The 21,190-nt window shown below is 47.2% G+C and carries 23 protein-coding genes and 1 other annotated feature; of the genes, 20 read left to right on the top strand and 3 right to left on the bottom strand.

The features are described from left to right. Positions 1–59 precede the first annotated feature (59 nt). The 9 genes from T3H97_RS17460 (at position 60) to T3H97_RS17420 (ending at position 6,264) form a co-directional block, all read left to right on the top strand. Positions 60–590, top strand: coding sequence for a YqeG family HAD IIIA-type phosphatase (locus T3H97_RS17460; RefSeq protein ID WP_013311200.1), 531 nt, complete (start codon positions 60–62; stop codon positions 588–590). Next, a complete protein-coding gene (gene yqeH, locus T3H97_RS17455) occupies positions 583–1,710 on the top strand; it encodes a ribosome biogenesis GTPase YqeH (protein WP_039272319.1) in 1,128 nt (375 codons plus the stop codon). Before T3H97_RS17460 ends, yqeH begins: the two co-directional genes overlap by 8 nt. A 105-nt stretch (positions 1,711–1,815) precedes the next feature. Then, positions 1,816–2,685 carry a shikimate dehydrogenase gene (aroE, locus tag T3H97_RS17450; protein ID WP_328800389.1) on the top strand — a complete coding sequence of 290 codons (870 nt, stop codon included), beginning with the start codon at positions 1,816–1,818 and terminating at the stop codon, positions 2,683–2,685. A 68-nt stretch (positions 2,686–2,753) separates the two neighbouring features. Then, positions 2,754–3,050: a ribosome assembly RNA-binding protein YhbY gene (gene yhbY / locus T3H97_RS17445; RefSeq protein WP_013311197.1), complete on the top strand. Its 297-nt coding sequence runs from the start codon at positions 2,754–2,756 to the stop codon at positions 3,048–3,050. Positions 3,051–3,067: 17 nt separating this feature from the next. Further along, a complete protein-coding gene (gene nadD / locus T3H97_RS17440; RefSeq protein ID WP_328800388.1) occupies positions 3,068–3,658 on the top strand; it encodes a nicotinate-nucleotide adenylyltransferase in 591 nt (196 codons plus the stop codon). Next, positions 3,642–4,238 carry a bis(5'-nucleosyl)-tetraphosphatase (symmetrical) YqeK gene (gene yqeK, locus T3H97_RS17435; RefSeq protein ID WP_039272316.1) on the top strand — a complete coding sequence of 199 codons (597 nt, stop codon included), beginning with the start codon at positions 3,642–3,644 and terminating at the stop codon, positions 4,236–4,238. The genes nadD and yqeK overlap by 17 nt, the downstream gene beginning before the upstream one ends. After that, positions 4,235–4,582, top strand: coding sequence for a ribosome silencing factor (gene rsfS, locus T3H97_RS17430; RefSeq protein ID WP_013311194.1), 348 nt, complete (start codon positions 4,235–4,237; stop codon positions 4,580–4,582). Before yqeK ends, rsfS begins: the two co-directional genes overlap by 4 nt. Continuing rightward, positions 4,579–5,487, top strand: a complete 909-nt coding sequence (locus tag T3H97_RS17425; protein ID WP_076293525.1) for a CvfB family protein — start codon at positions 4,579–4,581, stop codon at positions 5,485–5,487. The genes rsfS and T3H97_RS17425 overlap by 4 nt, the downstream gene beginning before the upstream one ends. 3 nt (positions 5,488–5,490) lie before the next feature. After that, positions 5,491–6,264 (top strand): class I SAM-dependent DNA methyltransferase, encoded by a 774-nt coding sequence (locus T3H97_RS17420; RefSeq protein ID WP_328800387.1) that lies wholly within the window; start codon positions 5,491–5,493, stop codon positions 6,262–6,264. A gap of 72 nt (positions 6,265–6,336) precedes the next feature. On the opposite strand, the gene T3H97_RS17415 is transcribed toward T3H97_RS17420, so the two are convergent. After that, positions 6,337–6,726: a tautomerase family protein gene (locus T3H97_RS17415; protein ID WP_328800386.1), complete on the bottom strand. Its 390-nt coding sequence runs from the start codon at positions 6,724–6,726 to the stop codon at positions 6,337–6,339. A gap of 184 nt (positions 6,727–6,910) precedes the next feature. Beyond that, positions 6,911–7,167 (top strand) — a binding site (T-box leader). Positions 7,168–7,228: 61 nt separating this feature from the next. On the opposite strand from T3H97_RS17415, the gene leuS reads away from it, so the two are divergent. Then, a complete protein-coding gene (leuS, locus tag T3H97_RS17410; protein WP_103049583.1) occupies positions 7,229–9,667 on the top strand; it encodes a leucine--tRNA ligase in 2,439 nt (812 codons plus the stop codon). Here leuS and comER read toward each other — a convergent pair. Continuing rightward, on the bottom strand, positions 9,648–10,493 hold the full coding sequence (gene comER, locus T3H97_RS17405) for a late competence protein ComER (RefSeq protein ID WP_190297624.1): 846 nt from the start codon (positions 10,491–10,493) through the stop codon (positions 9,648–9,650). The two genes, leuS and comER, sit on opposite strands and share 20 nt — an antisense overlap. Positions 10,494–10,787: 294 nt before the next feature. On the opposite strand from comER, the gene T3H97_RS17400 reads away from it, so the two are divergent. The 9 genes from T3H97_RS17400 to holA all read left to right on the top strand — a co-directional run bounded on the left by T3H97_RS17400 (position 10,788) and on the right by holA (position 19,466). Continuing rightward, positions 10,788–11,435: a ComEA family DNA-binding protein gene (locus tag T3H97_RS17400; RefSeq protein ID WP_103049584.1), complete on the top strand. Its 648-nt coding sequence runs from the start codon at positions 10,788–10,790 to the stop codon at positions 11,433–11,435. A gap of 88 nt (positions 11,436–11,523) precedes the next feature. Next, positions 11,524–12,042, top strand: coding sequence for a deoxycytidylate deaminase (locus T3H97_RS17395; RefSeq protein WP_025723414.1), 519 nt, complete (start codon positions 11,524–11,526; stop codon positions 12,040–12,042). A gap of 179 nt (positions 12,043–12,221) precedes the next feature. Further along, a complete protein-coding gene (locus T3H97_RS17390) occupies positions 12,222–12,374 on the top strand; it encodes a hypothetical protein (RefSeq protein WP_223822149.1) in 153 nt (50 codons plus the stop codon). Then, positions 12,304–14,874: a DNA internalization-related competence protein ComEC/Rec2 gene (locus T3H97_RS17385; RefSeq protein WP_328802844.1), complete on the top strand. Its 2,571-nt coding sequence runs from the start codon at positions 12,304–12,306 to the stop codon at positions 14,872–14,874. Before T3H97_RS17390 ends, T3H97_RS17385 begins: the two co-directional genes overlap by 71 nt. Positions 14,875–15,000: 126 nt before the next feature. Then, positions 15,001–15,462 carry a TroA family protein gene (locus tag T3H97_RS17380; protein ID WP_328800385.1) on the top strand — a complete coding sequence of 154 codons (462 nt, stop codon included), beginning with the start codon at positions 15,001–15,003 and terminating at the stop codon, positions 15,460–15,462. A 22-nt stretch (positions 15,463–15,484) separates the two neighbouring features. Then, positions 15,485–15,796: a TroA family protein gene (locus tag T3H97_RS17375; RefSeq protein WP_328800384.1), complete on the top strand. Its 312-nt coding sequence runs from the start codon at positions 15,485–15,487 to the stop codon at positions 15,794–15,796. 419 nt (positions 15,797–16,215) lie between these two features. Next, positions 16,216–16,764, top strand: a complete 549-nt coding sequence (locus tag T3H97_RS17370) for an RNA polymerase sigma factor (protein WP_013311184.1) — start codon at positions 16,216–16,218, stop codon at positions 16,762–16,764. Beyond that, positions 16,761–18,221, top strand: a complete 1,461-nt coding sequence (locus tag T3H97_RS17365; RefSeq protein ID WP_328800383.1) for an anti-sigma factor family protein — start codon at positions 16,761–16,763, stop codon at positions 18,219–18,221. The genes T3H97_RS17370 and T3H97_RS17365 overlap by 4 nt, the downstream gene beginning before the upstream one ends. A 213-nt stretch (positions 18,222–18,434) precedes the next feature. After that, positions 18,435–19,466 (top strand): DNA polymerase III subunit delta, encoded by a 1,032-nt coding sequence (holA, locus tag T3H97_RS17360; RefSeq protein WP_328800382.1) that lies wholly within the window; start codon positions 18,435–18,437, stop codon positions 19,464–19,466. Positions 19,467–19,608: 142 nt separating this feature from the next. Here the strand turns inward: holA and rpsT are convergent, their stop codons facing one another. Then, positions 19,609–19,881 carry a 30S ribosomal protein S20 gene (rpsT, locus tag T3H97_RS17355; RefSeq protein ID WP_013311181.1) on the bottom strand — a complete coding sequence of 91 codons (273 nt, stop codon included), beginning with the start codon at positions 19,879–19,881 and terminating at the stop codon, positions 19,609–19,611. 198 nt (positions 19,882–20,079) lie between these two features. On the opposite strand from rpsT, the gene gpr reads away from it, so the two are divergent. Then, positions 20,080–21,081, top strand: coding sequence for a GPR endopeptidase (gene gpr / locus T3H97_RS17350; RefSeq protein WP_165148982.1), 1,002 nt, complete (start codon positions 20,080–20,082; stop codon positions 21,079–21,081). Positions 21,082–21,190 lie beyond the last annotated feature (109 nt).

Raw genomic sequence — 21,190 nt, 5'->3', positions numbered from 1 at the left:
TTTTTACTAAGCCATAGTAATATGGTATAGTTTGTCGTATGAAACTGAGGTGACCGACGTTGTTTGAAATGCTGATGCCCAAATTACGGGTGAATACCGTCTTTGATATTGATCTTGAAGGCTTGTATGCTCAAGGATATCGCGGCATTATTACGGATCTAGATAACACGCTGGTCGGTGCAAAAGCGCCGAATGCGACTCCCGAGCTGGTGGCCTGGTTTGAGAAGGTCAAACAGGCGGGTTTTAAGCTTGTCATCGTGTCTAACAACAATATGGACCGTGTATCCGTGTTTGCTACGCCTTTGGACATTGAATTTATACATGCCGCACGGAAGCCCTCCAACTCGTCTTTTCGTAGAGCCATCCGTATGATGGGGCTGACTCCGGAAGAGACTATTATGGTCGGGGACCAAATGTTGACGGACGTATTGGGAGGTAACCGACTGGGATTGCATACGGTGTTGGTGCTACCGATATCCATTCATGATGAAGGAGTCATGACCCGATTTAATCGGCGGTTGGAGCGAATCGCGCTCACAAGGTTACGTAAGAAAGGCTTATGGCTTGAGGAGGAAAAGAAGAATGACTGAAAGACCTGACGGCGGCACTGCCGTCAAATGTAGTGGTTGCGGTATCACCGTGCAGACCACTAGCCCGGAGCTTCCGGGATATATTCCTGAAAAATTGCTTACTCGCGAACCTGTCATCTGTCAGCGTTGCTTCCGGATCAAAAACTATAATGAGACGTCTTCAGTGACGGTGGATCAAGATGAGTTCTTGAAGCTGCTCAGTCAAATTGGTGACAAGGATGCGCTTGTCATCCACATTGTAGATATTTTTGATTTTGAAGGTAGCTTGATTTCCGGTTTGCAACGCTTTGTAGGCTCCAATCCGGTTATACTGGCTGTGAACAAGACCGATTTGCTGCCTAAGGTAACGAATTGGAACAAGGTACGTAACTGGGTACAAAAGCAAGCGAAGGAGCAAGGACTACGCACAGAAGAAATCGTACTGTGCTCAGCTAAAAAAAATCAGGGCTTTGACCGTCTGTTGGATGTGGTATCTGAGCTCCGTGGTAACCGCGATGTATATGTAGTCGGAGCGACAAATGTGGGTAAATCGACGCTTATTAACCGCTTGATTCGTGATTATAGCGATATGGAGCAGGAACTAACAACGTCCCGTTACCCGGGGACTACACTCGATATGGTGAATATTCCGCTCGACGACGGCAAGCACATTATTGATACTCCGGGTATTGTATACCCTTGGCGATTCAGTGAAATCGTCTCCCGTCAGGACTTGAGCGCTATTATGCCGGACAAGCCGCTGAAGCCTGCTGCATATCAGCTTGATGCCGGACAAACATTGTTTTTCGGCGGTATGGCCCGATTTGATTTTGTGGAGGGTCAGCACCAATCATTTACCTGCTACATTAACGGTGGTCTTAAGATACATCGCACGAAGCTGGAGCGAGCTGATCAGTTGTTCGCTGATCATGCCGGGGAATTGTTATCTCCGCCAACACGCGATCAATTGGCAGAGATGCCGGAATGGACAAGACATGAGTTCCGCGTTCCACGCAAATCTCCATCGGACATCTACATTTCCGGTTTGGGATGGATCAGGGTAAATAGCGAGAACGGAGCTCTGATTGCGGTTCATGCTCCTCGGGGAGTCCGTGTGCTTTTGCGGCCTGCGTTGATATAACGTTGCTGTAACCATGTTATAGGGCGGCAAGGAACAGGTATTGGTTCCTGCCGCCATTCATGTATTTGTGCGGCCTAATATTTTGCAATATGGGGGAGAGCAACGATGAACAGCGGGGAGTCTGAAGCGACCGAACAAGGTCTTGTACTATTGGGCGTATTGGGTGATCCGATCAAGCACTCCAAATCGCCTCTTATGCATAAAATAGCTTTACAGGCAGCGGGGATTGAAGGAGATTTTGTACCTCTTCATGTCAAACCGGATCAGCTGGAAGATGCCATGAAGGGGATTCGCGCTTTGCATTTCCGCGGAGTCAATGTGACGATTCCCCATAAAGTTGAAGTTATGAAATATCTGGATGAGATTGATGAAGGGGCCAAACTCATTGGCGCTGTCAATACGATAGTGAATGACAATGGACGTCTTAAGGGCTATAACACGGACGGAATTGGCTACGTACGTTCCCTCAAAGAAGAGACTTCTGTCGAGTTGAAGGGCGCAAGAATTGCTGTTCTTGGAGCCGGAGGGGCTGCTCGTGGCGTGATTCATGCTTTGTTGGAGGAGCAACCGGAATCGGTTATTATTTTGAACCGAACACGTGACAAAGCTGAGCAACTGGCATTAGAGTGGACGACGGAAGCTATCCCAGTGAGGGGTTATTCCAACGAAGATGCCAAGAGCGTGCTCGCCACAGTGAATGTGTTGATTAACACAACCTCGGTGGGAATGGCTCCTTTATCGGATGAACTTCCACTGGAAACGAGCTTGATTCCGGAGGGAATCATTGTGAGTGATTTGATCTACAACCCGCTGGAAACGAGACTTTTACAGGAAAGCCGTGAACAGCGCGGCTGCACTGTACATGGGGGTTTGGGCATGTTCGTGTACCAGGGGGCTGTGGCTTTTGAGTATTTTACAGGGATTGTCCCTGCTGTAGAGCAAATGAGAGCGGCTGTGCTGAGTAGCCTGTCGTAAGTAAGATTGTACATTAAAATTATGGAAATGCTGCATTGCATATGTGGCGACGAAGGGGTTAAATATACATGTTAACAGGTAAACAAAAAAGATATTTGCGTTCAATGGCGCATCATTTGGACCCGGTTTTTCAAGTAGGCAAAAACGGTACGAATGAGCATCTTATGCGTCATATCAACGATGCAATTGAAAAGCGTGAGCTGATGAAAGTGCAAATTTTGAACAACTGTTTGGACGACAAGCATGAAATTGCGGAAGAACTGGCCGCGGAGACAGGTTCTGAGCTTGTTCAGATCATCGGGAGCACTATTATTTTGTACAAAGAATCCCGTGATCATAAGGAAATTGAGTTGCCTAGAGGATAACACGCGGGGAGAAAATTATGAAAATCGGTATTATGGGTGGTACATTTGACCCGATTCATATTGGACATCTGTTGGCTGGAGAAGCGGCAAGAGATGCCTATGGGCTGGATCAAGTATGGTTTATGCCTTCTCATATTCCTCCGCACAAGCATCAGGCGGGGGCGAGCGGTAAGGAGCGTCTGGAGATGACGAGTGAAGCGGTGGCGGGTCATCCTGCTTTTGAAGTGCTGGATATTGAAGTGCTTCGCGGGGGAGTATCCTATACCATTGACACGATCAAGGAGCTTCAGGAGTTGCATTCTGCTATGGATTTTTATTTTATTATTGGTGCGGATATGGTGAACTACTTGCCTCATTGGCAGGGAATTGAGGAACTGGCGCAGCGAATTTGTTTTATTGGTGTTCGGCGCCCAGGGTTCCAGCTTGCGTTGGATGAGTTGCCGCATTATTTGCAGGACAAGGTGCTGCTGGCGGATATGCCGGTGGTGGATATTTCGTCGACGGATATTCGAGAGCGTGCTGCGGCAGGGCGCACTATCCGTTATCTTGTGCCTGATCGAGTGCATGACTATATTACAAGGGGCGGTTTGTATGAAGTACAGCCGTGAGCAATTAATGGAAGCCGTATCTGGTCAAATGCCTGAAAAACGCTGGAAGCACACACTAGGTGTTATGCATACCTCAGTGGAGCTTGCAAAGCGCTATGGAGCAGATCCGGATAAGGCCGAACTGGCGGCTATTTTGCATGATGTAGCGAAATATTGGCCTGTTCAGCAGATGGAAGAGGTGATTCGCAGTCATCCCGAATGTGATCAGGAGCTTTTGGAACATGACAAGCAGCTCTGGCATTCAGAGGTGGGATACTGCGTTGCAGCAAGAGATTACGGAGTGGATGATCCGGAAATAAGGAATGCGATCCGCTGGCATACGTCAGGACGCGTAGGTATGAGCCTGCTGGACAAAGTCGTGTGTCTCGCTGATTACATCGAACCGGGACGGGATTTTCCGGGAGTTGAGCATATCCGTAAACAGGCAAAGAAAAGCTTGGAGCAGGGCCTTATCGCTGGATTTGACTCCACGATTTCATTGTTGCTGGAAAAGAAAAAGGTTATTTTTCCACTGACAGTCTTGTCGCGTAATGACTTGATTCAACAACTAAAACAGAGAAAAACGGAGGTTCATGAATGACCCTAACTAATGAGCAATTAATGCAAACAGCGGTTGATGCTGCAAATGATAAAAAGGCAATGAATATTGTCGCACTGGATTTGCGGGGAATATCACTAGTAGCTGATTATTTTGTCATCTGCCACGGTAATTCGGATACACAGGTACAGGCGATTGCAACAGAAATTCGCAAACGCGCTCATGATGAAGGTGTAACCATCAAAGGAATCGAAGGAATGGATTCCGCCCGTTGGGTTCTAATGGATTTGGGGGATGTCGTAGTGCATGTCTTCCATCGCGACGAGCGCGAATACTATAACATTGAACGACTCTGGTCGGATGCTAAGGTTGTGGAAAAGGTATGAGTTTGATCGCCGGTACTTATGTCACCATTATGGTGGATCGTGAGGTATCTCCTTTCGGCTACTTTCTCACTGTTGGTGAGCAGGATGTGCTGCTGCATTATACGGAGCTGACACGTGAAATTGAAGTTGGTGAACGGTTGGAGGTATTTATTTTTCACGATACAGAGGACCGCTTGGCCGCAACCATGAAAAAGCCGTTCTTGTCGTTGGGCGAAATGGCAAAGCTTGAGGTGGCCGATGTGCATCCGCGTTTGGGTTGTTTCCTAGAGATGGGATTGGGTCGTCAGCTTTTGCTGCCGATTCGTGAGTTGCCAGAAAACCGAGATTTGCATCCTCGGGTGGGCGACTACGTGTATGCCATTATGGAGCATGACAAGCAAGGCAGACTGCGGGCTAAGCTGGCAGGGGAACAGGAACTGGCTCCGTTATGCTTCCACGCCCCTGATTCGTGGCTGAATACGTGGGTGCAGGCGACTGTGTACAAGCCGCTTCAAATGGGCACATTCGTTCTGGTGGACGGAGGTGTGCTTGGTTTTGGCGCGATTGGAATGATTCATTCCTCGGAGCGTAACCGGATGCTTCGCTTGGGCGAAGAGGTCAAGGTACGGGTCACGCTTGTTCGGGAAGACGGTCGGGTCAATCTGGCGATGTCACCACGCAAGGAAGTAGGCCGTGATGAGGATGCGGATCGGCTGATTGCTTTTCTGAAAGAGCGTCCGGGCGGCGGCATGCCTTATTCCGACGCAACACCGCCGGATATTATCAAGCAACGGTTTGGTATCAGTAAATCCGCCTTCAAGCGTGCGATGGGCAAGCTGATGAAGGAAGGACTGGTTACACAAAAGGAAAACTGGACCTACCTGGTGGAGAATATACCTGAACCGAAGGACGGGAATGGGGAATAAAAAATGGCTTCTTACCGGAAGTTTGCCTATGTGTATGATGAGCTGATGCAGGACATGCCGTACCCGGACTGGTTGCGCTTTGCACGGCAGGCTTGGGATCAGTACGGTATGCCTCATACGGTGGCTGAGCTGGGCTGTGGAACGGGTTCGATTACGATTCCCCTGGTTAACTCGGGCTTCGAAGTGTCTGGAATCGACTTATCCTCTGACATGCTGGCAGTAGCCCGGCGCAAAATGGAAACCACTCCCCAGGGACAGCGATTGTTTCGTGAGGGGAGCGTTCGCTGGATACAGCAGGATATGAGGAAATGGATTTTACCCGAGCCTGTGGATTCTGTAATTTCTTTTTGCGATTGTCTGAATTACTTGTTGGAGGAAGAAGATATAATTTCTACTTTTCGTAGAACGCATGCTGGTCTGAAGCCTGGCGGAACCTTCTTGTTCGATGTACATCATCCCCAGACGTTTTTACGTTATGATGAAGAGCAGCCATTCGTACTGGATGATCGCTCTATCTCGTATATCTGGACATGTGCGTTGGACACTCCCCGTTGTGAAATTGAGCATCATCTTAGTATCTTTGCGAAAGCAGAACATGAAGGACGCGATCTGTATCAGCGTTTCGAGGAAATTCATGTACAGCGTGCCTATGATCCAGACTGGATGAAGGCAGAATTGTCCAAAGCGGGTTTTCGTGATGTGAAGGTATATGCGGATTTTGAATGGGTAGAAGCAGAAGATGACGCGGCGAGACTGTTTTATGTTGCTGTAAAATAGTGAAGACTCATTGAGCAAATTTAGGAAAAGAAAGACGCTTTTCATGATGACATGAAGGGCGTCTTTTTGCACTCATATATTCACTTTATAGTTCAACTGAAGCTTATCACCCGGTACACCTCGAATGCCCCAGTTCTGTTTGAGTGTTTCAAATATAGTAATCTCAAGATCCTGTGGAGAAATACCCAAAAGATCGTTAATTCTTTGGAATAACAGGTTAATGAGTTGCTTCTTAGCTTCTGTCGTTCTGCCTTCAAAGATACTGATTTCAATAATGGTGTACGCCTCAGAGCGACCATCGGCATATATAAAGTCTTCCTGATCCATAGGAAAAAAACGATGAAACCTCTTGTCAGGAGGATATTTGAACGCATCCACCACAGCAGAATGAATCACCTCTGAAAGTTGCTTTTTGATTGGATTTAGAGTTTCTTTTATTCCGTAAATTTTAATCTGTGCCATTTCTCAGCTCACCTTTCTTATCTCAACTCATCTCAACTTGAAGCGATTTAACTCGGAATTATTATAAAACATTCGTATGCATGTGTCATGAACAATTAGTATGAAGGGGGTCTTTAACACCAAAGGTAGTCCTTATTTGACTTTTTTCGCGGTTTTCAATATAATAGTGCCATTATTAACGGTTAAACAATCGCTGATGAGGAATAGTAGCTTTGTCTGGACATGTAGAGAGCCGGCGGGTGGTGCAAGCCGGTTGACAGCGCAAAGTGAACTCGCCTCGGAGATATGCGTCCAACGCAGGAACGCCTTTACAGGTGCTTGTATCCTGTTATTAACCCGCATCGGATCACCTCCGTTATCAGGTGCAAAGGGAGTAGAACGCGAAGAACGCTTTCTGCTAACTAGGGTGGTACCACGGGAATATAACCTCTCGTCCCTAGCGCTGACACGCTACGGGATGCAGAGGTTTTTTTGTTGCATACCGTTTGAGGAGGAAAAGACAATGACAGACACACAGCCGAAGCACGGCTATCAACCGCAAAGTATTGAACCAAAATGGCAGAAATATTGGGATGAGAACAAGACGTTCCGCACCGGGGAAGAGCCGGGCAAACCGAAGTTTTATGCTTTGGATATGTTTCCGTACCCATCTGGAGCCGGCCTGCATGTAGGCCACCCAGAGGGCTACACAGCTACGGATATTGTTTCACGTTATAAAAGAATGCGCGGCTACAACGTACTGCATCCGATGGGTTGGGACGCCTTCGGTCTGCCTGCCGAGCAGCATGCGCTGGATACAGGGGAGCACCCACGCGAAATTACGGTGAAAAACGTAAATAACTTCCGCCGTCAAATCAAATCGCTCGGCTTCTCCTACGACTGGGATCGTGAAATCAGCACGACGGATCCTGATTATTACAAATGGACACAGTGGATCTTCATCCAGCTGTACAAGCGCGGCCTTGCATATGTAGCTGAAGTACCCGTGAACTGGTGCCCAGCGCTGGGAACAGTGCTGGCGAATGAAGAAGTTATTGACGGTAAGAGTGAGCGTGGCGGTCATCCGGTCGTCCGTAAACCAATGCGTCAATGGATGCTGAAAATTACGGAATACGCGGATCGTCTGCTGGATGATCTGGAGGAACTGGATTGGTCTGAGAGTATTAAGGATATGCAGCGGAACTGGATCGGTAAGTCTACCGGGGCAGAGGTTCGTTTTCCAATTGAAGGCTATGACGAGCAACTCACAGTATTTACAACCCGCCCAGATACACTGTTTGGCGCAAGCTACTGTGTGCTGGCACCAGAGCAGGAATTGGTCGATATTATCACTACGCCTGAGCAAAAGGATGCTGTACAACAGTACCGTGAACAAGCTGCTCGTAAAAGCGATCTGGAGCGTACGGATCTGGCCAAGGATAAAACAGGCGTATTCACAGGAGCTTATGCAGTGAACCCGGTGAACGGCGAAAAGCTGCCGATCTGGATTGCTGACTATGTACTGGCAGGCTACGGAACTGGAGCGATTATGGCTGTACCTGCTCACGATGCGCGTGACTGGGAATTTGCCAAGCAATTCGGATTGAATATCATTGAGGTTGTCCAAGGTGGAGATGTGGCTAATGAGCCATATACTGAGGATGGACCGCACGTCAATTCAGGCCCGCTGAATGGACTTACCAACGAGGAAGCGATTCCGAAGATGATTGAATGGCTGGAAGCCGAGGGCAAAGGACACGGCAAAGTCACCTACCGCCTGCGTGACTGGCTGTTCAGCCGTCAACGCTATTGGGGCGAGCCGATTCCGGTAATTCATCTGGAGGATGGAACGATCAAAACGGTTCCTGAGGACCAACTTCCGCTCGTACTGCCGGAGATGGACAACATCAAGCCTTCAGGTACAGGTGAATCCCCGCTGGCGAACGCAACAGATTGGGTGGAAACCATTGATCCTGAGACAGGTATGAAAGCACGCCGCGAGACGAATACAATGCCGCAATGGGCAGGAAGTTGCTGGTATTATCTGCGCTTTATTGATCCGAAAAATGACAAAGAGCTTGTATCCAAAGAGAAACAACGTGAATGGATGCCAGTTGATTTGTATATTGGCGGAGCGGAACATGCGGTTCTTCACTTGCTGTATGCCCGTTTCTGGCATAAGGTACTGTATGATATCGGCGTAGTGGAAACGAAAGAGCCTTTTTATAAGTTGGTCAACCAGGGTATGATTTTGGGCAACAACAATGAAAAAATGAGTAAATCACGCGGTAATGTCATTAATCCTGATGATATTGTCAATACGTTTGGCGCCGATACGCTGCGTATTTATGAGATGTTTATGGGGCCGCTGGAAGCGACCAAGCCATGGAATGAGAATGGGGTAGAGGGAGCACATCGTTTTCTGTCCCGCGTATGGCGCCTGTTTGTTTCCGAGGATGGTAGCCTGAACGATAAAATTACAAATGACGGCGGTAGCGATGAGTTCAATCGTACTTGGCATAAAACGCTGAAAAAAGTAACCGAAGATTTGGATGCGCTGCGCTTCAATACAGCGATCAGCCAGCTGATGATCTTCACCAACGATGCATACAAAGCAGACCTTCTGCCGCGTGCAGCAATGGAAAACTTCGTGCAAATGCTGTCGCCGCTTGCACCCCATCTGGCTGAGGAATTGTGGCAGCTGCTGGGACACAACGATAGCATTACCTACGCGGCTTGGCCTGCTTATGATGAAGCATGGACGGTGGACGCCGAAGTGGAAATTGTTGTGCAAGTGAATGGTAAAATCGTGCAGCGTGCAACGATTGCCAAGGATCTTGATGCTAAAGCGATGGAGGCATTCGCTGTGTCGTTGGACAATGTTCAGCAGGCACTGGCCGGCAAAACGATCCGCAAGGTAATTGCTGTTCCAGGTAAGCTGGTTAATATTGTTGCCGGTTAATTGGCTTTAAGCCGAAGGAGACATCTACCTTTTGCATGTCCTCTTCATATTTGTTGTGCGTTACCTGTATCAGCTCGGGAAAGACACTATGCAGGCTGATGTCCAACAGTGCGAGAGCTTCGGCGGTAATACCTCCGGGAACCGCTACTCTGGCCTGTAACTCGGCTGGTGTCATCCCGCCTTCCGTGAGCAGCTTTCCAGTGCCGATGATCATTTCACCAGCCAGGGCGCATAGCTCCGTACGGTCTATACCTGTAGCTTGAACTGCGGCTTGAATCCACTGGTCCATAAAAAAGGCCAAGAAAGCAGGACCGCAACTCGAAAAATCCGACGTGATCCGAGTATAAGATTCTTTAACCCGAATCGGCCTGCTGATGTGGGACATAAGCTCTTCCAGAAGGGAGCGGTCCTCCTCTGTAATCCGGCTTCCATGGATGCATAGTGAGGCTCCGCTGCCCACTTGGTGTGTGATACTGGGAATAATTTTGGACACTTTGGCTTTCAGTGCATGCTCCAAAATACGAAGCTGCACCGGGCTTGTGATAGATACGACGATTTGCTCTTCTGTAATGACGTTGCGTATTTCATCCGTTACGGCTTTTGATTCCAGCGGCTTCACACAGATAAACAGAACATCGCTTTCCGCTGCCGTTTCACGGTTGCTTTGGGCTGCATGCAAACCTGGATAGCGACGGGCTAGCTCGGTTACCTTGGAATGCGTTCGATTGCTTGCTGATATTTGCTGCGGCTTGAGTGCGTTGGAATGAATAAAAGACTCAATTAGCAGACTTCCCATGCTGCCAGTCCCGATAAATCCAACTTTCATTGTTCAACGTCCTCCTTTCATACTTTGCGGTATAGACGCTGTGCTGTCAGCTGTCATTCTTCTTAGTGTATGCGCCTGGTCTTGGCCGACATGACGAATTTTATGTCTGAGCATGTTAGATCGTGCCCGGGCTCGTACCACTTTTTGTAAAAATGCTCACAGCGAGACCGTATGGAGGTTGTTTGCACCCTCCGGTTTAACGGGAATTGGACAGACTTGCTCTGTTTGATTGAGACGGTGTTTTCAGTCGGCTCAATTTCCTGAAATCCATGTGGAGTAGGGGACGATACGGAAATGAAACGTGTATGGACAGGAACAGCGATAACGCTTGCTGTAATCGGGAGTGGACTTATTTTATTTGCCGGAGGACAGCGCTCTGAGCCGCAAGAAGAGTGGACTTTACTTAACCATAAGGTGGAGCAGGCTGTGGCGATGGAGGCAGAGCCAAATGAGTCGCAGCGCAGCAGTGACTACGCCCAGATAAAGCCTGCTGTAAAAGAACCTTCAGACAAAGCTGAGCGCAGTAGGAATGCCGAAGCCGCTGACAATGTGAAACGTGATACTATGCAGATTTCTACTGGTGTATCTGCTGCTGTGAGCGAAAACTCTATTGCGGGAAATTCAAGTACCGTAAAGCAGTCAGGTGTTGCGAATCTGAGCTCAGACACAGGTATTGTTAGTTCGAGTGGTGCAACGACGAGTAGGACCTATACGGTAAGTGATTCGGTTACTACACCCGATTCCGGCGAAAAAAAGGTAAACATCAACACGGCGACTGCTGCTGAGTTAATGAAGTTACCAGGAGTTGGGGCTAAAAAAGCCGAGGCTATACTGAACTACCGTAATCAGCATGGGGCGTTCAAACGTGTGAATGATTTGGATCATGTAAAGGGAATCGGAGCTAAGATGTTGGCGAAAATGAAGCCGTATGTCAGCTTGTAACTTATATAAGATTACAATGTACAGGCTCTGAGAACGGCGGTAGCGGATATGGTTTACGTTTTAACTTGTTTATACGGGAGAGATGGAAATGAGTGCAGATGTACGCAAGGACTGGGACACCTATTTCATGGATATCGCTTATATGGTATCCACCCGTTCGCGCTGTGCGCGGCGTCATGTTGGAGCCGTACTTGTACAAGGTAAAAAGCTCTTGGGGACGGCCTATAATGGAGCACCATCCGGGGTGCCTGACTGTTCTGAGGCAGGCTGTATGATCTCAGAGGAGTATGAGGTCGTTCACCGTGATGGGCGCGAGGAAATGGTTAAGAAGCAGCGTTGTATTCGCACTATTCATGCGGAGCAGAACCTGCTACTGTTTACTGACCGAATTGATCGTGAAGGCTCTTCAGTATATGTCACCGACCAGCCATGCTGGACGTGTGCCAATATGTTGGCGAACAGCGGTATTGTGGAGATTGTATACCACAGACCTTATCCCAAAGATGCCGACAAGGTTCGTGCTATGATGGAGGAAAAGGGAATCGCCTTTCGTATGCTGAAGACCTATCATCCACCAAAAGAAACGCTGATGGATGTAATGAATTAAAAAGTAAACGAGGAAGAACCTCTGACGAATGCTCTTTTGTCAGAGGTTCTTTTTGTTTTGCTTATTTTGGACAAAAAGTAATGTTTGCTACCGGAAGGTGATTGTATTCAAGCTAATCTTGTGTTAACTAGACCTATATTGACCCTTACTGTTTGTTGGATTACAGGAAGTGCGGGAGCATGTCTGTATTCTGGGCGTATGCTTTTGTTGCTCTGGGCGGGGGTTACCCTGATCTTTCCGCTTATAGCTTTATGGATGAAAATCCCCATCCGGCATATGGTATTACTTTGGCTTGCAATCAGCGGGGGTGGATTTCATTGGTTTTGGCATGATACGCATAATGTTAGCAGTATTCCCGATGCTCTTCATGTATCGTCTTCTATGTTGGAAGACATGCCTGTTCAAGTAGCAGGGCTTATCGCTTCTGAAGTACAGGTAGATGGTGATCGAACACAGTTTGAGATGAGAGTCACCTCAATCAATCACTACGGAAGTCATTCGAAAAAGGACGAGAATCGTGCACTAATTTCTGAACAGGTCATTGTTCATATCAAGTTGGCTGCCAAGCAGGAACAGCAACTTGCGGCAGCATGGCAGCGTGGAGATGCAATCCTACTGCGTGGTACCTTGAAGGCTCCTGCAAAAGCGGGGAACTTTGGCGGCTTTGATTACAGTGAATACCTGCACACACAGGAAATCCACTGGCTTTTCAAAGGCGATGGGGCAGCCTCGCTACAGAAGCAGGAGGCTTCACTGTGGAACCGCTACACTTTGTTCAGATGGAATGATCAGCTTAGGGAGCAGCTAGGGCAGAGAATGGAATCGGCATTTACATCACTTCATCACGCAGGATATATGAAAGGACTGGTACTTGGGGTAACAGATGAGTTGGACCCAGCAACGTATAACGAGTTTACGCAGCTTGGTTTAACGCATATTTTAGCAATATCGGGCATGCATGTGGCAGTATATGCAGCTACACTATTATATTTACTCAGGCTGTTACGAGTTAGCCGCGAGACATCTCTTACAGTCGTGATGATACTCATTCCGGCTTATGTCCTGCTGACAGGTGCTTCTCCCTCTGTTGTGAGGGCAGGAATTATGGCGATGATCGGCTTGTTTGCAGCCCGACGAGGTATGCTCAAAGACGGACTTAATATTCTAAGTATATCCGCGTTGCTCATGCTGATTTGGAATCCATATTATCTTCTTAGCGTCAGCTTTCAGCTTTCCTTTTTGGTGACAGGTGGGTTGCTCATTTATATGCCGCTTATGAAGCCGTTTTTCGCCAAATGGCCTTTCCTAATCGGCGGTGAAGTTGCGATTACAATTACGGCACAGCTTGTTTCGTTTCCAATGACGGTATTCTACTTTAATCAATTTTCGTTGTTATCATTTGCGGCCAATTTTGTGCTTGTACCCCTTATTACATATATCGTGCTTCCATTAGGTACGGTGGCGATGGGACTTTCCTTTTTGTGGGGGGATGGGGCTCGTATTCTTGCGTGGCCGGCAGAGCAATTGAACGATTTGACCTTTTTACTAGTGAAATGGCTGAATGTGGATGATGCTTATGTGAGTATTTGGCCGTCTTCCTCCATCCTGTGGGTCATGGTGTATTACGCAGCTTTGTACAGTGTTTTGTACTGGCTCAAAACATGGCTGACATCCCGCAGGCAAACGAACGACATTACCGTCTTGAACTCTACTCCCATTTCATCACCTATATATACAGGATTAGCAGCTTCTCCAGAGTGGGCGGCTATATTGCATACGGCTCATGAACCTAAGGGGGCAGGGAAATTTGCGAGTCGACAGTGGAATGGTTATCGTCATTTGGCACTGGCTCTAAGTGTTATCGCATGGCTTGGGATATTGTATACAGGTTACCAATCTCCTGGTGGAGGAAATACGGGAACTGTTCAATATCTGGATGTGGGCCAAGGTGACAGCATTTTAATTACAACGCCAGGCGGGAAACATATTTTGGTGGATGGCGGGGGCACAATGGACTTTGCTACAGGGAAAAATGCTTGGCGCAAACGCGCAGATCCCTATGAGGTAGGTAAAGATACGATTGTACCCTTGCTAAAGCAACGAGGTGTACATCGGCTGGACGCTGTCATTTTAACACACGGAGATCATGATCATGCAGGAGGACTACAGGCTGTGCTTGACCAGATTCCCGTATCTACCTTGTTTTTTAATGGTACCCTGACAGATAAAGTCCCATTCCGTAAGCTGTTGAACACGGCTTTAGACAAGCAGATTAAGCTGTACGGTGCACATCATAGTATGGAATGGGAGCCAGACCAGGCTACGAAAATCCGCTTTCTCTATCCGTTTACGCTTCCGGAGGACGAATCTGAGCAGTTGCCTGTTATGAAGGAGCAAAATCATTACTCTGTTGCCATGATATTGGAGATGGAGGGAGCCTCTTTTTTGTTCACAGGAGATATGGATGATGCAGCAGAGTCGTCGTTGCTCTCTGAATTAACTCGTTTTTCATCAAGTGTGAAAAATAAGGGAATGGGGGCTGTCGGGAAAGCTGTAGACGTCATGAAAATAGCACATCACGGTAGCAAGTATTCCACCTCGGAAGAGTGGTTATCCTACTGGCGACCGAAAGTATCCGTTATTTCGGTCGGTGCGACCAATACTTATGGACATCCGAATGAAGCGGTATTGGAACGTTTATCGGGAGTTGATTCTGCTATATATCGAACAGATACGATGGGAGAGATACAGATTCGAGCGCAGCAAGGAAAACTGAGTGTGCGGTACCAACGCAAACAGTACAAAACAGATACTAATACAACAACATACTAAAACGGGTGCTCACTCTCAGGAGTGGGCTGTTTGCTTTGAATCCAATCTGCATGGACAGTAGCTGTAAGCTTTGATAGAATCATATGAGTAATGAAAATGAGAATCATTATTAATGGGAGGGATATTGTGAGTTATTTTAAATTTAGAGCATCAGCTTGTTTGTTCATCATTTCGTTAATGCTGGTATTGAGCGCATGCGCTACAAGTGGGGGTGGGACTGTAACAGAAAGCGGTCAATCGACTGCTTCCAAGACCACATCAACTGGATATAAAGCTGCCACGCGTACATATGAAAGTGATAAAGGTAGAATTACTCTTCCTGAGCATCCCCAGCGTGTCGTAGTGGCAGTCGGTGATTATGTAGGTGATGTGCTAGCACTTGGTATTACACCTGTAGGGGCTCCAGACACCGTATTTGATGCTCCATATTATAAAAAATATTTGAATGGTGTTGCAAATATCGGTGACAGTTCCGCATTGTCCCTTGAAAAGGTGATCACTCTGAAACCGGATCTGATCATTACCTATGATGAGAAAGCATATGAAAATCTGAAAAATAGCACCTACAGTGTTTATCCCATATGGTAAATATCAATATAAGGACCGTCTGATGGAGCTGGGCAAAGTATTGAACAAGGAGCAGGAAGCGAAGAATTGCCTGGCTGATTTTGCAACCAAGATTGCTGAGAAGAAACAGGCTTTGTCTGATGTTATTGATTCAGGTAAAAAAATTGCTATTTTCGAGATTACAGGAAAAGAATTATATCTATATGGAAAATCTTATGGGCGTGGAGGAGCCATACTTTATGATGAGCTGGGACTTCATGCTCCTGAGAAGGTAGAAAAGGCAGCGTTCGAGAAGGGATGGGCCAGCATTTCAATAGAGGCTTTACCGGAGATGCTGGCGATGCCGATTATTTAATGTTGGGTATTCGAGGCGACGGAGCAGACCAAGGAAAAGATATTTTATCTAAAAGTGTGTGGAAGAACCTTTCTGCCGTTAAATTAGGTAAAGTATATCAATACTCAATCGACGATTTTTATTTTCAAGATCCGATTGCTCTGACTTATCAATTAGAACTCATATCGGATTTTTTGGTTTTCAAGAAGTAACAATATGATCTTGCAGCTCGATAGGCTAGCATTTAGATGTATGTAGGAGCTAAGGGAAGGTGACTACCTTCCCTTTTTCTGTTATTCTAAGGGAGGATATGCTGGGGATTCTGGGCTTTTTGGTATAATTTTTTTTGTTAAAAAAATAAAATTAGTGTCAGACGTCTATCCTGCAACAATTTGCAAAATGGATACGTCTGTAATATTGCAGGGAGAGGGGGATCCTTTGTGGTAGAGCAGGGACTCATTCGAGCCGCTCAATCGGGCGATCGCGACGCTCTCATTACCCTATTAAGAGAGATAGAACAGCATGTGTACCGTACGGCATATTACATTCTAAACAATGAGCAGGACGCCATGGATGCTTCACAAGAAGCCCTCATACGGATCTATTCCAAAATTAACTCTTATGAGGAAAAAGCGCAGTTTAAAACTTGGGTCCAACGTATTGTAACGAATATATGCATCGACAAATTCAGAAGAACGAAACCCTCGGTTTCCATTGACGAGCACGACATGATATTCAACGATCCCCAAAACGTGGAGGTCGAGGTGTTGACCTCTTATATGGCACAGGATGTTCGTGAGGCTATACAACAACTTCCGGAGCACCACCGGACGGTAATTGTCTTAAGATATCTGCAGGATTTTTCCTATAACGAGATTGCAGATTCTCTGGATTTGCCGCTAAATACGGTCAAGTCATACTTATATCGTGCAAGACAGCAATTGCAAGGGCTACTTCAGGAATATCAGAAAGGTGGTGTATCAGGATGAAGTGTGGGGAAGAGGTGATGGATTGGATGCAGCGTTATGTGGATCATGAGCTGGGCGAAGAAGAAACGTCCCAATTAATGAACCATATTGCGACTTGCCCGGACTGTGCGGAAAAATTTCTTATTCTTCAGACACTCTCTCGCGAGCTGGAGGAATTGCCTGCGGTTTCCCCGGCGTTCAGCCTGGTGGATTCCATCATGCCTCAGCTTGATGCCATTGACCGCGCACGTGAAGAGCAGGGAAGTGCGCTTCAGGAAATGCAGCCTGTGGCTGTAGAGCCTGGACCAGTGCCTAGACAGCGTACCCAGCCTACACCTTGGTGGAATCGAATGGCTGGGCGCGCTGCTATGGGCGTGGCTGCCGCTGCTGTTGTACTGGGGATTGTAGTATTTAACTTCGAGCCTAAAACAGTGCAGGATGCGGAAGGCATACTTACAACCCAGTCGCCCGAAGTGACGAATCCGCAGAATCAGACTGAAATTACAGATACAGCCAATGGCAGTGGAGGCCGTGATGCAGCCATTGGTTCGGATTCTACACAGCAGCTGTCAGAGCAGGGGCAAGGAACGGATGCATCTCAGCCACCTGCGGATAAAGAACCTGACCTGAGCAAACAAGGTGCAACCAATGCAGACGATGAAAAGAACTCTTCCAAACGGGATGCTGGGAAACGTGACGATCAGCGAGCTGGGGAGGAAGATTCGACGAAGTCTACACCAGCTGAACATTCTTCTCGTCAGGATGAAGGGCAGGGACAGCTACGTACGGATCGTCAGGTGGCAAAGGAAAATCCGTCTGCTGCAGATGCTTCTAAATCTGAGGACAAACAGTTAAGTCAGGAAAAATCTGATCAACCCACGATTGCTCCTGATGAACAGTTGGAGCCGAAAATGGAAAAAGCGCCCCTAGCGGGTACGAGTACCGCTCAGGACAGTAATAACGATAGCACGAGTACGAATGATTCATCTTCGTCTCTTAGTCAGGAATTGAAGGTGCAGGAGCGGATTGCGTCAAACGAAACGTCGAAAGACACGACTTCCAAAAGCATCACTAAGGATTCGGGGAATGCCTTGGGAACGGATAGCAGCAATGCAGCCTCTAACGATCAGCAATCTTCCGTGTCACAAGACCCAGTTCGTAAAGAAGGCTTTGTATCTAATTCACCGGTCTCTCCAGACAACGATAATGCTTCCAGCTATAGTGCCCAATCCGCATCTACAGATCAGCTCAACTCGCCTGATGGTAGCTATGCGGTGGCTATTGAGGGCAAAAAGCTGAAAGTGTATAAGCTTTCTGATAACGGTGTAGACCGAACAACCCTGGAAGTCCGTACTTTAAAAGGTGCCTGGGTCAAAGGAAGCTGGTCAGAAGACAGCCAGACCTTTATGTATGAGACGGAGCAGGATGGGACAGCAAGTAAATATACGTACACCGTCCCGCGCAGCACTGGAAAATAGTTTCCGTAAGCTGACACACTTTTAAAAACAGAGAATAAACTATATGAACCGACGTCGTATCCCGACGGCCGAAAGTTTCTAGAGCTTTCTGCTGCCGTGTTGATATAGATGGTGGTGAAGGGACCCTGCCTATAGGCAGGGTCCCTTCGTTTGCATCATGACTTGCCTTCCGGTCGGATGTCGGGTACGATCAGTGGGTGGGGGGAACGGAAAATGGATGTAAAAACAGCCTCTAAGGCTATTCGCAAAGGCGACATCTCGCCAGTGTATTTGCTATACGGCAGTGAAAAATATCAAATGAAGCAGTTTGTTGAGATGCTTAAAGAGAAAGTGGTGGAAGAGGAGCATCGTGACTTTGCCATCATTCCTTATGATTTAACCGAAACGCCAATTGAGGTGGTCGTGGAGGAGGCGGAAACAGCGCCTTTTTTGGTACCAAAGAAGCTGATTATTGTACGGGATACCAGTGTATTTGCAGCAGGCAAAGATAGCGGTAAGATAGATCACCGGCTTGAGACGCTGTTGACTTACATGGATAACCCGACTGACTATAGCGTCATCGTTTTTACGGTTCAGGCTGAAAAGTTGGATGAACGGAAAAAGATTGTCAAAAAACTGAAAAGTGATGCTTCGGTTATTGCTTTTGCTCCAATGGGTGGAGATGATCTTGTGGCTTGGATTCATAAGCGTGCAGGAGAAAGAGAAGTGCAATTGGCTACAGGAGCTGCTGAAAGCCTCATTCAATTCACAGGTACCGGGCTGCAATCCTTGGCTGCCGAGATAGATAAGCTCTGCTTGTACGCAGGAGCACAGGGAACGATCTCATCTGCTGATATAGAATCCCTGGTGCCTCGTAACACAGAGCAAAACGTATTTGCGATGGTTGAGGATCTGGCTAATTTGCGGCTGGATAAGGCGCTCAGTATTTTCTATGAGTTGCTTAAGCAAAAAGAGGAGCCGATCAAGATTGCGGCTTTGATCACGCGCCAGTTCCGTATTATGTTGCAGGTCAAAGAGCTGGCAGGTCAAAGCTATTCCCAGCAACAAATTGCGAGTCAGCTTAGTTTGCATCCTTATGGGGTGAAAGTTGCAGGGGACCAAGCGCGGAGGTTCCGCCCTGAGCAGCTGCGTCAGCTTCTCTACGAATTGGGCGAGTTGGATTATCATATGAAAACAGGTGTCGTTGACAAGGTACTGGGACTGGAACTATTTTTGATGAAAATGGGTGCGGGGGCTTCAATCTAATTCCCCCCATGTGCTGTTATAGAGTCAGCTAATGTAGCATGGAAAGCTGACTCTAGAAATCAATAAAAGGTATAAACTAAAAAAACCTGATCAGCCAAGGCTGATCAGGTTTTTTTCATTAACGTATGAAAGTAGCTCTTGCTTACGCTTGAGCTGTAAGAGCGTTAAGTTTTTTCGCCAAGCGGGATTTCTTGCGAGCAGCTGCATTTTTGTGGATCAGACCTTTAGTTACAGCCTTGTCCAGCTTTTGGGAAGCTACTTTGAAAGCAGCAGCAGCAGTTTCAGCTTCGTTACCTACCAACGCTGTATCGGCAGCTTTTACTGCTGTACGAAGCGCGGATTTTTGGGAAGCGTTCAACGCACGGCGTTTGTCGCTAGTTTTAACGCGTTTGATAGCGGATTTGATGTTTGGCATTACATTCACCTCCTGTAAAGGCATTACTTATGAACACAAACGTTTCACAACTTAAAATATTTTAGCATGCCACACCTCAAATTGCAATAAGAAAACATTCTGAGGCGATGCGAATTACAGGATGAAAATGGATGTGCATAAACCTGTTGGGTGTCTCGCACACTATAGTCAAAGATGGTATCCAAGGAGGCTTAAAAGATGGATCTGGATTTGCAGAAGTATGCGGTACGCACGGATTTGGCATTAGAAGCAAGGGAACTGGCCGAACGGGATCAGCCTGTACCCCTGGCGGGCATAAATGAGAATGTGGAGGAAGATAACGGAATCAAAATCACACGACTGGATGTACTGAATGAAGAAGGAGCCAACCGTATTGGGCGGGTACAAGGGCATTACGTCACGCTGGAAGTACCCGGCTTACGTGAAGGCGATACGGGGCTCCAGCAACGTGTAGCTATTGCATTTGCAAAAGAAATGGAACACTTTATTCAAAAAATAGGAATCTCTAATACGGCAAAGGTACTGGTGGTAGGTCTGGGCAACTGGAACGTCACTCCCGATTCGCTGGGTCCGCTTGTCGTTGAAAATTTGATGGTGACTCGTCAATTTTTTGAACTGACACCTGATCAAATCAACCCAGGCTATCGGGATGTGAGTGCAATTGCACCGGGCGTCCTGGGTATTACGGGGATCGAGTCGAGTGAAATCGTTCAAGGCATCGTGGATCGCACAAAGCCAGAACTGATAATTGCCATTGACGCGCTGGCGTCACGTTCACTGGAGCGCGTCAACACGACCATTCAGGTGGCCGATATCGGGATACATCCGGGTTCAGGTATTGGCAACAAGCGGCGCGGTATCACCAAGGATATTATGGGTGTTCCGTGTATCGCTATCGGCGTGCCAACGGTATGCTACGCTTCGACCATTGTCAATAACGTAATTGAACTAATGAAAACACATTTTACCAAAGAAAAGGCTTCTACAAAAGCAATCCTTGGGATGTTGGACGATATTTCAGAACCTGAGAGACTTGGACTGGTGAGAGAGGTACTGCAACCGCTGGGACATGATCTGATTGTGACTCCCAAAGAAATCGATGAATTTATTGAAGATATCGCGAACATCATTGCTACTGGATTGAACGCTGCTCTGCACGAAGCTGTTGATCCTGGCAATGTCGCCGCATATACGCATTAATCAAGGTTGATAAAATCGTATTTCATACACAAAAGTCTCTATTTAACAGGAATCTAATCTCTTTAAAAAGGGAGGTGTATACCTGTAGTAGAGATTTTTTGTGTTCTAG

It is taken from the genome of Paenibacillus sp. LX16 (assembly GCF_036252815.1).
Lineage (GTDB): Bacteria > Bacillota > Bacilli > Paenibacillales > Paenibacillaceae > Paenibacillus > Paenibacillus polymyxa_B.
This window is presented reverse-complemented; position numbering and strand designations above follow the sequence as displayed.